Source organism: Zobellia roscoffensis, assembly GCF_015330165.1.
In the GTDB taxonomy this organism is placed as follows: domain Bacteria; phylum Bacteroidota; class Bacteroidia; order Flavobacteriales; family Flavobacteriaceae; genus Zobellia; species Zobellia roscoffensis.
Genome location: NZ_JADDXT010000002.1, coordinates 2,472,372 through 2,484,531 on the forward strand (window position 1 = coordinate 2,472,372; position 12,160 = coordinate 2,484,531).

The 12,160-nt window shown below is 37.7% G+C and carries 13 protein-coding genes; 10 read left to right on the forward strand and 3 right to left on the reverse strand.

Annotation, left to right across the window (positions count from 1 at the left end; translation table 11 throughout):
• Positions 1-118 precede the first annotated feature (118 nt).
• Together IWC72_RS10330 and IWC72_RS10335 are read left to right on the forward strand one after the other, a co-directional pair.
• Complete coding sequence (locus IWC72_RS10330; RefSeq protein WP_194526126.1) at positions 119-1,258, forward strand: MFS transporter; 1,140 nt, start codon at positions 119-121, stop codon at positions 1,256-1,258.
• Positions 1,259-1,306: 48 nt separating this feature from the next.
• The gene (locus IWC72_RS10335; RefSeq protein WP_194529726.1) at positions 1,307-2,071 is read left to right on the forward strand and encodes a helix-turn-helix domain-containing protein; all 765 of its coding nucleotides are present in this window, start codon (positions 1,307-1,309) and stop codon (positions 2,069-2,071) included.
• A 24-nt stretch (positions 2,072-2,095) separates the two neighbouring features.
• Here IWC72_RS10335 and IWC72_RS10340 read toward each other — a convergent pair whose 3' ends face one another.
• Both IWC72_RS10340 and IWC72_RS10345 read right to left on the reverse strand, forming a co-directional pair.
• The gene (locus tag IWC72_RS10340; RefSeq protein WP_194526128.1) at positions 2,096-2,752 is read right to left on the reverse strand and encodes a hypothetical protein; all 657 of its coding nucleotides are present in this window, start codon (positions 2,750-2,752) and stop codon (positions 2,096-2,098) included.
• A gap of 154 nt (positions 2,753-2,906) precedes the next feature.
• Complete coding sequence (locus IWC72_RS10345; protein ID WP_194526129.1) at positions 2,907-3,647, reverse strand: SDR family oxidoreductase; 741 nt, start codon at positions 3,645-3,647, stop codon at positions 2,907-2,909.
• A 164-nt stretch (positions 3,648-3,811) separates the two neighbouring features.
• Between IWC72_RS10345 and IWC72_RS10350 the strand changes: the two genes are divergently transcribed.
• Positions 3,812-4,294, forward strand: coding sequence for an OsmC family protein (locus IWC72_RS10350; RefSeq protein ID WP_194526130.1), 483 nt, complete (start codon positions 3,812-3,814; stop codon positions 4,292-4,294).
• A gap of 108 nt (positions 4,295-4,402) precedes the next feature.
• Here the strand turns inward: IWC72_RS10350 and IWC72_RS10355 are convergent, their stop codons facing one another.
• Positions 4,403-5,050 (reverse strand): hypothetical protein, encoded by a 648-nt coding sequence (locus IWC72_RS10355; protein ID WP_194529727.1) that lies wholly within the window; start codon positions 5,048-5,050, stop codon positions 4,403-4,405.
• 339 nt (positions 5,051-5,389) lie between these two features.
• Between IWC72_RS10355 and IWC72_RS10360 the strand changes: the two genes are divergently transcribed.
• From IWC72_RS10360 to cobA, 7 genes are all read left to right on the forward strand, one after another.
• On the forward strand, positions 5,390-5,800 hold the full coding sequence (locus IWC72_RS10360; RefSeq protein WP_194526132.1) for an RrF2 family transcriptional regulator: 411 nt from the start codon (positions 5,390-5,392) through the stop codon (positions 5,798-5,800).
• Between the two features lie 179 nt (positions 5,801-5,979).
• Positions 5,980-6,243: a DUF2061 domain-containing protein gene (locus IWC72_RS10365; protein ID WP_194526133.1), complete on the forward strand. Its 264-nt coding sequence runs from the start codon at positions 5,980-5,982 to the stop codon at positions 6,241-6,243.
• An 8-nt stretch (positions 6,244-6,251) separates the two neighbouring features.
• Positions 6,252-6,875 (forward strand): phosphoadenosine phosphosulfate reductase domain-containing protein, encoded by a 624-nt coding sequence (locus tag IWC72_RS10370; RefSeq protein ID WP_194529728.1) that lies wholly within the window; start codon positions 6,252-6,254, stop codon positions 6,873-6,875.
• Positions 6,876-6,944: 69 nt separating this feature from the next.
• On the forward strand, positions 6,945-7,847 hold the full coding sequence (gene cysD, locus IWC72_RS10375) for a sulfate adenylyltransferase subunit CysD (RefSeq protein ID WP_194526135.1): 903 nt from the start codon (positions 6,945-6,947) through the stop codon (positions 7,845-7,847).
• 55 nt (positions 7,848-7,902) lie between these two features.
• Complete coding sequence (locus IWC72_RS10380) at positions 7,903-9,150, forward strand: sulfate adenylyltransferase subunit 1 (protein ID WP_194528124.1); 1,248 nt, start codon at positions 7,903-7,905, stop codon at positions 9,148-9,150.
• Positions 9,151-9,270: 120 nt separating this feature from the next.
• Positions 9,271-11,361 carry a HEPN domain-containing protein gene (locus tag IWC72_RS10385; RefSeq protein ID WP_194529729.1) on the forward strand — a complete coding sequence of 697 codons (2,091 nt, stop codon included), beginning with the start codon at positions 9,271-9,273 and terminating at the stop codon, positions 11,359-11,361.
• 1 nt (position 11,362) lies between these two features.
• A complete protein-coding gene (cobA, locus tag IWC72_RS10390; protein WP_194529730.1) occupies positions 11,363-12,160 on the forward strand; it encodes a uroporphyrinogen-III C-methyltransferase in 798 nt (265 codons plus the stop codon).

Consider the following 12,160-nt stretch of genomic DNA (forward strand, 5'->3'; position numbering starts at 1 on the left):
TAGTATTTATATCAAAGGTAAGTGTATGAATTTTAATTATTTAGCCCATTTCCATTTTGGTATAGTTTTTTAGAAAAGTGGTCAAACATGAGTGCAAATAGCGCTGCAACTTTGCACCATGAAAAAAATAACAAACATTGGAATATTTACTTTACTGGTGGTCAGTAGTCTGACCATTATGGTAGGTACCGTTATAGCGCCCGCATTATCTGGGCTAGTAAAGAATTTAAATTTCAACTTTTCACCAGGTTGGCTTATCACCTTGCCTTCGCTTGGTGTAGTCGTTTTTGCACCGTTGGTTGGGCGGTTATTGCCTAAAATTGGGTCGTTTAAAATGTTATGCTTTGGATTGCTGCCCTATGCCTTATTAGGTGTCGTAGGGGCCTATTTGGGGAATGATTATATTTTGATGGTAGATCGGTTTTTACTAGGCGGGGCCACCGTGGCGGTTCAAGTATCAGTAACTTCTTTTATCGCCGATTTCTTTACTGGTGAGAAACGAATGAAACTCATTGCTTGGCAGGGAATGGCCATAGAACTTGGCGGTGTACTGTTTTTATCGATTGGTGGCGTCCTCGGTGAGTTTCACTGGCAATATCCGTTCTACATTTATTTATTAGCTCTTATCTGCTTGCTGCTTGTGGTTAAAACATTACCTAATTATACTAAAAAGGAATCTGTAGTAGATGAGTCTAATGAAGCTAAAACGGAAAATAACAATAATGTAATGCTTATTTTCTATGCGTCGCTACTGGCAATGGTCTTGTTTTTTGTCAGTTTCGTGACCTTACCAATTTATTTGCCAAGTACCTTCGGTTTTAGTGAATCGGTTACCGGATATTATATGGCTTTCATTTCGGTTGTTGCCATAATTACGGCCAGTCAAATGCCTAAAGTAGTAAAGAAAATTGGCGATGGTAATACGATAGCTTTAGGCTTTGTATTTTTCCTTTTAGGGTATGCCAGCCTCGCTATGTCAGGCAGTATCATATTCTTGATTTTAGTTGCTATTTTTATCGGCATAGGATTTGGGTTCACAATTCCGTTATTGAACCATATGATGATCGAAGCAAGTTCTAATAAGAACTTGGGCAAGAATTTGGGGCTTTATTCTATGGGTGTTTTTGGTGGGCAGTTCTTATCTACTTTTATAGATTATGTTTCTAATGATTATGCTATGATCTATAGTTTTGCAGCAGTTTTGGCATTTTTTATAGCTATAGGTATGTATATTGCCTTTAAGAAATCTGATGCCTAGATAAATCAATTTTATTCTTTCTACTTTTGGTCCAGGTATAAAGAATCTATGACTAAGGAAGTTTGGGCCGATAAAATTAAAATTGCCAAGGGGCTTGACCGAAATACAGAAATGTTGTCGGTCAACTCTTTTGGCATTTATTTTGAATACAGGTCGGAGACTAATTTAATTGTACATTTTAAGCCTTTGAACGAATCATTTTCTGAAAGGGCCTATGAAACTAAAAATGGTGTACTGTTCAATTTTGAACGCGATTTAATAGAAGAAGACGATATTGAGTATGCACTAGATGTTATGTCGTGTTTTAACCAATCGCCTCAATTAGAATTAGATAAGCAAAATGAAGTTGAGCAAGTTCAAAAGGTGATGCATCTAGTTGTTGATGAATACAACAATTCCAATTCATCGTACATCATGCTTAAAACTGTATTGAAGGTGTTGCTATTAACCTTGATCCGGTTTCGTAATGATGATTTTATTGGACAAGACCTTAATCAGAAACGTCTGTTTCAATTTCTGGAAATGATGGAAATTACTTTTCTCACACAAACTACATCAGCTTACTACGCTACCCAAATTGGAATTAGTGAAAAACGCCTCAATCAGATTTTAAAGGAAAAGTTGAATATGACGGCAAAGCAGATTATTCAGCAACGGCAGATTACAGAAGCCAAACGCAGACTTATTAAAAGTGAACTCACAATAAAAGAACTAGCCTTTCTGTTAGGTTTTGATTCGCTCAGTAGTTTTTCTAGATTCTTTAAAAAAACGGTAGGGGAGAGTCCTTCAACCTTTAGGATAAATCATCGTTAATCTCCTAGGGTTGTTCCGGTCTATTTAGAGTTTGGGCTTCACTAAAGTTTTTGGGTTGACCTTTCTTTTCCAGTAGATAATATAGAGGGTTCCTAGAATAGTAGGAAGTGTCCATGCTACAAGATTGCCAATGCTGAGTCCGGCAATAATAAATGCGGTAAAAGAAGCGATTAAAGCACCTATCATTTTACCGATATGCGATATTAACCATGCATTTTTGATTCTCCGTGGATTTCTATAAAATTGAAAGTCTTTCACGGTCAAAAGAAGTCCAAAACTTCCGAAGAATAAATACAAAATACCCGTGTAGTTATTGTGTAGAAGGCTATAAAGGCCTATTCCCAACATTAGCAGTGAAAAGGAAAGCATACTTCCTGAAACTACTTTGTCTACGACGTCGGCTTCAGTTTTTATTTTGAAAGCCAACGCACGATTACCGATCAGAACAAGATATATAGTAAACAAGCCTATTAGCAGTAAGAATAGGTTTTCATGGTTAGGCATCATGGCTATTGGCATAGAAATTACCGAACTGCCTATCATGCCCATAGAAAATAACTTACCAAGTCTTCTATGTAGTAGACTGCCTTTTTTAACAATAATGCTTCCTATTCCAGTAATTAGGCCAATTCCTCCTAAGAATGCATGAATGTAAATGAGGATGGTAATAGTTTGTTCCATGATGGTCGAATTGATTGTCAGTTCAAAAATCTGATAATTTTCTGAATTTGTGAAGCTTAGGTTTCCGAATCGTCATAATGGAAGGCTGAGTTGTAAAAAGCTATATTAAAATAGACAAAAGGAATTCTAGCGGAGCTAAATAATTGATCACTAGTTATGCCATTGCACCATTGGCACCAATAGTCTGTCCACTTATCCATTTGGCATCGTCACTAGCTAAAAAGCCTATGACTTTGGCTATGTCTATGGGTTCTGCTAAACGGTTAAATGCATTCATTGAAGCCAGACGTTCAATGAGCTGGTCAGATTTACCTTGGGTAAACAACTCAGTATTTGTAGGGCCAGGCAATACAGCATTTACGTTAATTCCTCTTGTTCCAATTTCCTTCGCAAATACTCGGGTCAGTTGTTCTACGGCACCCTTTGTTCCAACATAAGTGCCATAAGTGGGCAACATTAAACGGGTTGTAGTAGATGATATATTAATAACGCTGCCCTTATCAGCTAGACGAGTGGCAGCTTCCCTCATGGTATTGAAAGTGCCTTTTACGTTTACATTAAATTGTTTGTCGAAATCCTCGTCCGTGGTATCTTTAAGCAGTTTGTTAATCATGATTCCGGCGTTGTTCACCAATACATCAATCTTTTTAAAATGATTGATAGACTTATCAAAAAGAGCTTTTACCTCTTCGGTTTTACTAACATCTGCTTGTAGAGCAATAGCATCACCTCCATTGGTTTGTATTTGGCTCACAACATTATCCGCTTTTTTTTTACTTCCCGAATAGTTTACGACTACTTTTGCTCCTGCAGCAGCCAACTGGATTGCAATTTCAGCACCAATTCCTCTTGATGCGCCAGTAACCAATACCACTTTGTTGTTTAAGTTTTTCATCTGTCCAATTTATAAGGATCTCAAAGAACAAAGGTATTATAGATTGGGTGTTAGCTGTAGTTAAGAATGTGTTATTTTCTAGATTGATGTCAGGATTCAAGTTAAGATAAAATTTGCGTAGTATTTTTGATGATAAGTGGCTAATATGAATTTCAATTCTGTTTATGAAAAAAGAGCACCATTACAAATCAAAACTTCAATGGACCGGTAATAAAGGTAACGGAACTGCCAATTACAGGGCTTTTGAACGCAGCTATTGTATTTCAATCAAAAACAAGCCTGATATTTTAGGGTCTTCGGACCCGTCGTTTAGAGGCGATGCTACAAAATACAACCCAGAGGAGCTGTTGGTAGCTTCTTTGTCTTCATGCCATATGCTTTGGTATTTGCATTTGTGTTCTGAAGCTGGCGTTATTGTTGTTAATTACAACGATAATGCTAGTGGAACTATGATAGAAACATCAGACGGAGGCGGGCGTTTTAGCGAAGTGACTTTGCATCCCAAAGTTACCGTTAGTGAAAGTAAAATGATTAAAAAAGCCCAAGAGCTACATGCAAAAGCGAATCAACTTTGTTTTATTGCCAATTCTGTAAGTTTTAAGGTGGCGCATCAGGCTAGTTGTGTTAGTTTAGAAGATGCTTTATAACGAATAAATTGTATATCAATACAATAAATGTAAAAGAAGAGAAGCTAAAACTGAGATGTAATGGCTTGCCTTATTTTAGCTCCTCTTACTTGTACTTTTTCTGTTGATCTATTTTGTTCCCTTGTCATTAGTGATAAGGTAATTTAGGCGAGTTGCTATATAGAGCATTTCTCTGGCAATTTCTGTTGGTTCAGATATTAAAAGCTCTACCGCATTCTTGTTTTGCTGCGCTTCTAGATTTTCCTTTAGATTTATTTTAAATATATTTTGAGCTGATAAAGGCAGTTTTTGTACGGACTTAGGAAAAACCAACCAACTACCAGAGCCATATTTTATGGTGTAGGACATTGGGTTTTCTCCACGTGCATTTTTCACCTTAAATCCGTAAGCATCTAAAGAAGCAATTCCGTTCATAGGACTAATAGCTGGATCTATTCCTGCAGAGTAAACGCTAAAAAGGTCTTGGTGTCCGTAGTATATCATGCCGGTTTTTAACCAGACCAAAGCAAGCTGACTCAATTCTTGATTGGTTTTGTCCAAAAAGACTACACTAGGTTTTTGGTTGTTTTCAGATTTTTTAAAGATTGAAAAAGCAACTTGGTCTAATAGCAATAACCTTTCGGTGGAAATACCTTTAAAGGTAGTGCCAATTTGTACCACTGCTTTTTCAATTTTACCATTTAACTTCTGAGCAGTTATTGCTAGTTGAAAGAAAAGCAATACTACAATCATTGCTACTGTTGATTTTGTTTTCATAAGGTTCATTTTAAATTATTAATTTATTCATTGCAATAAAACGATTAATAAGGATAATGCTTTTAATAGCTGTTATACATTTTAGTACTGACCGCTATTTAAAAAAGGGATTATAGTTTTATTAATTAGAATATTGCAATATTACAATTAATTAGGATGAATTAGTAAATTCATATTCCTGATTTTTCTATTAAATGAATGATTTAACGTTCACGTAACATACAAAACAGGTGATAAAGGAATATGGGTAATTATATTAATAAATAAGGCTTGCAAGAAATCATACACAAGGCCTGATATACTTACGTTAACGTCTCATTTTTTCCTTATATTTACCCCATGCTCTCAAAAAAGACAAAATACGGGTTAAAAGCACTTGCTTACTTGGCGTCACAGAAAGACAAGCAACCTGTACAGATTTCTGAAGTTGCAAAAGCAGAGAATATCTCACAGAAATTCTTGGAGAGTATCTTACTTTCTCTCCGCAAGAGCGGTTTTTTAGGTTCCAAAAAAGGTAAGGGAGGAGGTTACTACCTTATAAAAGACCCAAAGGAAGTATTAATGACAGATGTCATGCGCATACTCGAAGGTCCAATTGCCATGGTGCCCTGTGTGAGTCTTAATTTCTACGAAAAATGTGCAGACTGCCCAGATGAGGCTACTTGCTCCGTAAATAAATTGATGCTAATGGTGCGCGATGCCAATCTAGAGGTGTATCGTAACAACACTTTGGCAGATTTAATAGCCTGATTTTCCGATCAAAGCCAATATCTGGTGAAATATATTCAAAATTCATAACGGTTTGTTAATAATCTACTAAATCTATAGGGTAAACGTAAATTCTTTTATTTTTGCTCGTCTAAAACAATAAAAATGGAGTACATTTGTTTACTCTATTAAATTGATAGGGTAATTAGATTAACACCAAAATGATAGTAGATCAGTTGATTTTAGATAAAGCAGCTTCCAAGAAGAAATATTCAGAAGATAAAAAATCTGAGAAGCCAATCCGTAGTATCGCCAAAGCGGTGAGCTGGAGGGTTATCGGTACATTAGATACCTTGTTGGTTTCCTATTTACTAACTAACGAAGTGGCTATTGCGGCGTCTATAGCTTCTATAGATTTTGTGACCAAGATGTTTTTGTACTTCTTTCACGAGCGTTTATGGAACAAAATTAATTGGGGTAAATAAATAAGGTTATGAGTTTTTCAGAAGAACAGATAAAGAAACTTAACGAGCGTTTCAAAGATGCCGATCCGTCGGTTATCGTAGATTGGGCCATAGAGAATGCTAAGAATGCGGTAGTAACTACCAACTTCAGGCCTTACGAGGTGGCTATTCTACATGCCGTTGCCGATGTAAAGAATGATATTCCAGTAATTTGGTGCGATACGGGTTATAATACGCCCAATACTTACAAGCATGCGGAGGAAATTATTGGAAAATTGGACCTCAATATAGATTTATACGTGCCCAAGCAAACTAGTGCTCACCGTGATAGTGTAATGGGAATACCTCAAATAGAGGACCCAAAGCATGCTGTTTTTACAGAACAAGTTAAGTTGGAGCCCTTTAAAAGGGCTATGGAAGCGCATAAGCCAGATGTTTGGTTTACAAACCTTAGAAAAGGGCAAACTGCGTTGAGGGATTCGTTGGATATTTTAAGTGTAAGCAAAGACGGAGTCCTTAAAGTGAGTCCGTTTTATCACTGGAGCGACGCACAGTTAGATGCTTACCTGGAAAAAAGGGAGTTACCTAACGAACATAAATATTTTGATCCGACCAAAGTTCTCGAGAACCGGGAATGTGGATTGCATACTTAAAAGATATTCCGCTTTAAGCGATTAAATAATAGAAGCATAGCAGATAGCTAACAATATATTTAAAAAATTATGAGCCAAGATACATCACACATCAACGCCTTAGAAAATGAGGCCATCTACATCTTTAGAGAAGTAGCTGCTCAATTTGAGAAACCGGTACTTTTATTTTCTGGTGGAAAAGACTCCATTACATTGGTGCGTTTGGCACAAAAGGCATTTTGGCCAGCTAAGATTCCTTTTCCTTTAATGCATATTGATACAGGTCACAACTTTCCTGAAACTATTGAATTTAGAGATAGATTGGTAAAAGAATTGGGTCTGGAACTTATCGTAAGAAATGTTCAGGATTCTATTGATCAAGGTAAGGTAAAAGAAGAATCGGGTAGGTACTCAAGTAGAAACTCTTTACAGACAACTACTTTATTGGATGCTATTGAGGAATTTAAGTTCGATGCTTGTATTGGTGGTGCGCGGAGAGATGAGGAAAAAGCAAGGGCAAAAGAGCGTATTTTTTCTGTGCGTGATGATTTTGGTCAGTGGGATGAGCGTAACCAACGTCCGGAGCTTTTTGATATGTTGAACGGTCAGATAGAATTGGGACAGAACGTACGTGTTTTCCCAATTTCGAACTGGACAGAGTTAGATGTTTGGTCTTATATTAAAGAAGAAGAGATTGAAATACCTTCTATTTACTTCGCACACAAGCGTAAAGTATTCTTGCGTGATGGTTTGATCTGGTCACATTCTGATTATGTATACCAAGAAGAAGACGAAGAGGTTTTAGAGCGTATGGTGCGTTTCCGTACTGTAGGTGATATGAGTTGTACTGCAGCTGTGTTTTCTGATGCTACCGATATTGAGTCTGTTGTTGAAGAAATTCGTGATTCTAGTATCTCTGAAAGAGGAGCCCGTATTGACGATAAAAGGTCAGAAGCGGCAATGGAGAAGAGAAAGCAACAAGGATACTTTTAGAATTCTCAATAGGGAATTAGTTAAAAAAATTGATTTAAAATTACAGCCAAAGAAGATGGACGTATTAAAGATAGCAACAGCAGGTAGTGTAGATGACGGAAAAAGTACCTTGATCGGTAGAATTCTGTACGATACAAAATCATTGACTAGCGATAAGCTAGAAGCCATAGAAAAGACCAGTAAGAGCAAAGGGTATGATTACCTAGATTTCTCATTGGCAACAGATGGTCTAGTGGCCGAGCGCGAGCAAGGTATTACAATAGATGTGGCACATATCTATTTTTCCACTGCAAAGAAAAGTTACATTATAGCCGATACCCCCGGGCACGTAGAGTACACTCGTAACATGGTTACAGGTGCTTCCACTTCTCAAGCAGCAATTATTTTGATCGATGCCAGAAAAGGAGTTATAGAGCAGACCAACCGTCACTTTTTTATCAATAACCTATTGCGCATCAAAGATGTTGTGGTAGCTATTAATAAAATGGACTTGGTTGATTATTCAGAGGAAACGTACAATGCAATCAAAGCCGATTTTGAGGAGTTGATGGCAAAAAGAGATTACCAAGATCAGAAGATTACCTTCATTCCTGTTAGTGCTTTAAAAGGTGATAACGTTGTGAACAAAACGGATAAGACGCCTTGGTATACAGGTCCTACTTTATTAGAGCATTTTGAGGCTTTGGATCGTAAGGATATTTTTAATGTAGGTACACCGCGTTTTCCGGTTCAGTATGTTATCCGTCCTAAGACAGATGAGCATCACGACTTTAGAGGTTTCGCCGGTAAGGTATATGGTGGCGAGTTGAGTGTTGGAGATGAGGTTGTGGCTCTTCCATCGCAAACAAGGTCTAAGATCAAGGATATTTATTTCTACGACAAGAAGTTCCAGACGGCTTCAAGAAGGTCTTCGGTAACGATTACTTTAGAAGATGAAATTAATATCAGTAGAGGGGATATGTTGGTGAAAGCTGAAGATTTACCTACTATCGATAAGCAGTTTACAGCTACTATTTCTTGGATGGATTCAAATCAATTGACAGCAGGTAAGAAATATGTGGTACAACACGGTGTCAATAAAGTGTTGGCCAAGGTTGATAATATTCACCATAAAATCAATCCTGATTATTCTGGTATAGATACAGAAGTACAAGGGTTGGGAATGAATGATATCGCTCAGGTAACCTTTAAATTGAACAAGCCTATTTTTTACGACAAATTCGAGAATCACCGTACCAACGGTTCGTTTATCTTAATAGATACACAAACCAATAGTACAGTAGGGGCTGGTTTCATAAGTTAGGAAACCAGAAGTTATCCGACGGATTAAAGGGCGCATTCAATTATCTCTATAAAATCCATAGGAAAAATAGATAAATAATAATCTGCCGATAAAAAGGTAAGAAACTAGAATATAAACAGCATGCAAAGTTTCAGAACAGAAATAGAAAATCCCGTAGTTGAAAAGGATATTTTGGCCTTAGAGGCTAAAATACGCCAATTCAAAGAAGGTAATTTAGATGAAGAAAAGTTCCGCAGTTTGCGTTTGGCCAGAGGTGTTTACGGTCAACGCCAGCCTGGCGTGCAGATGATTCGTATTAAATTGCCCTACGGTAAGGTTACCTCTAAGCAATTAAAGCGTATCAGTGATGTTTCTGACGAATATTCTAGAGGTAGACTGCACATTACTACACGTCAAGATATTCAGATACATTATGTTGACCTTGACCGTACACCAGAACTTTGGTCGGAGCTAGAGAAAGATGACGTTACCATTCGTGAGGCTTGTGGTAATACGGTACGTAATGTAACGGCTAGTGAAACTGCCGGTATAGATGTAGACGAACCGTTTGATGTTTCGCCATACGCCCATGCACTTTTTCAGTATTTCTTACGTAACCCGATCAGTCAAGAAATGGGCCGTAAGTTCAAAGTTTCTTTTTCCGCGAGTGATGCGGATACTGGACTTTCATACATGCACGATCTTGGTTTTATCGCTAAAATACAAGATGGTGTAAAAGGTTTTAAAGTAATGTTGGCTGGTGGGTTAGGTTCACAACCACGTCACGCCGAGCTGCTTTTTGAATTTCTTGCAGCAGATAAAATTATTCCTTTAATGGAAGGTGTGGTTCGTGTTTTTGACCGTTATGGTGAAAGAAAGAGCAGGGCCAAAGCAAGAATGAAGTTTTTGTTGAAAGACTTAGGTCTTGATGGATTTAAAGCTTTATTGGAAGAAGAGCAAAAAGCGATTCCTGTTCAAACGTATCCTATTGATGAAGCTGCATATCCAAAAGTAGAGGTTGCTAAAGTTGATGCACCTCAAGTGGAAATAGAAGATACGGAAGCTTTTGAAATCTGGAAGTCAACAAATCTTATTCCTCAGAAACAAGAAGGTTATTCTGCAATTGGTATTAAAGTGCTTTTAGGAGATTTTTATACGGATAAAGCAAGATTGTTGGCGGATTTGGTAGAGCAATATGCTGCTGGCGAATTAAGATTGAGCTTGCGTCAAAATATATTGATTCCTTATGTAGCAAACGATTTGGTTCCTTTTTTCTATAATGAATTAAAGAAATTAGGTTTTGTTGAGGCTGGTTATAACAAAGCTATAGATATTACAGCTTGCCCGGGTACGGATACTTGTAACTTGGGTATTGCCAGTAGTACAGGTATTGCCGAGGAATTAGAAAGAATTATGAAAGTGGAGTATCCGCAGTACATCAGCAACCCTGATGTTGTAATTAAAATTAGCGGATGTATGAATGCCTGTGGTCAGCATAACATGGCCAATATTGGTTTTCAGGGAATGAGTGTTAGGACAAAGGATAAATTGGTGGCACCGGCACTTCAAGTATTGTTGGGTGGTGGTACCGATGGAAACGGAAACGGAAGATTTGCCGATAAAGTAGTGAAAGTACCTTCTAAAAGAGGTCCTCAAGCATTACGATTGATATTGGACGATTATGACCAAAACGGAAACGGAAAGTCGTATGCTGATTATTACGAAGAGAAAGGTCAGATGTATTTTTATGATTTTCTAACGCCACTTTCTGACGTTGATAATCTTACTGCAGAAGATTTTATCGACTGGGGTAATACGGAACGTTATGAAAAAGCGATTGGTATTGGTGAGTGTGCCGGTGTGGTAATTGACCTTATTGCAACCTTACTTTTTGAAAGCGAAGAGAAAATACAGACAGCACAAGAGTCTTTTGACGAAAACAAATGGGCGGCTAGTATCTACCATTCGTACTCTTCAATGGTAAACTCTGCAAAAGCAATGTTGACTTCCGAAAAAGCGAAAGTGAATACGCATGCCAGTATCATTAAAGATTTTGATGAAAAATTCGTTGCCTCTGGTAGAATAGATTTAGGTCAAGGTTTTGAAGAACTTGCTTTACAATTGAACAAGAACGAACCAACTGAAGCTTTTGCAAAAAGCTATTTAGAAGATGCTAAAGCATTTTTAAAAGCAGTTGAAAAGTTCAGAAAACAAGAATTAGCAGAAGCTTAAAATGAAATATTCCAACGAAAATAACAGCACTTTATCCAACGCGGGCGGTCACTTTACGGTGATTGGTGCAGGTCCTGGTGATGTTGAGCTAATTACGCTCAAAGCCATCAAGGCATTGCAAAGTGCCGATGTGGTGTTGTACGATGCGTTGGTATCCGTTGAGTTGTTGGATTACGCACCTAATGCCGAACAGATTTTTGTTGGCAAAAGAAAAGGGTGTTATACGTACCAGCAAGGTCAGATAAATGAATTGATTGTTAGTAGAGCAAAAAGTCATGGGAAGGTAGTGCGGTTAAAAGGTGGAGATCCATTTGTATTTGGTCGTGGCGCCGAAGAAATGGAATACGCTGCAGCTCACGGGTTGCAAGTAGCCATGGTTCCGGGTATATCCTCATGTTTGTCGGTTCCTGCATCTCAAAATATTCCGGTGACCAAAAGAGGTGCTTCCGAAAGTTTTTGGGTGATTACGGGTACAACAAAAGAACACAAACTCTCTGCTGATGTAGCTTTGGCCGCTAAAAGTAATGCTACAGTGGTTATTCTTATGGGCATGAGCAAATTGTCGCAAATAGCTGAATTGTTCAGGGCAGAAGGTAAAGCTGAAACACCAATTGCCATAGTGCAAAACGGGACCAGAAAAGACGAAAGAATTGCAGTAGGAACAATTGCTTCCATAGAAGATGAAGTGGCAAAGCAACAGTTGACCAATCCTGCAATTATTATAATAGGTGAAGTAGTAAAACACAGGGCTAGGATTTTATCCATTGCCCAGAATCAAGAATTACAGTTAAGTAAATAG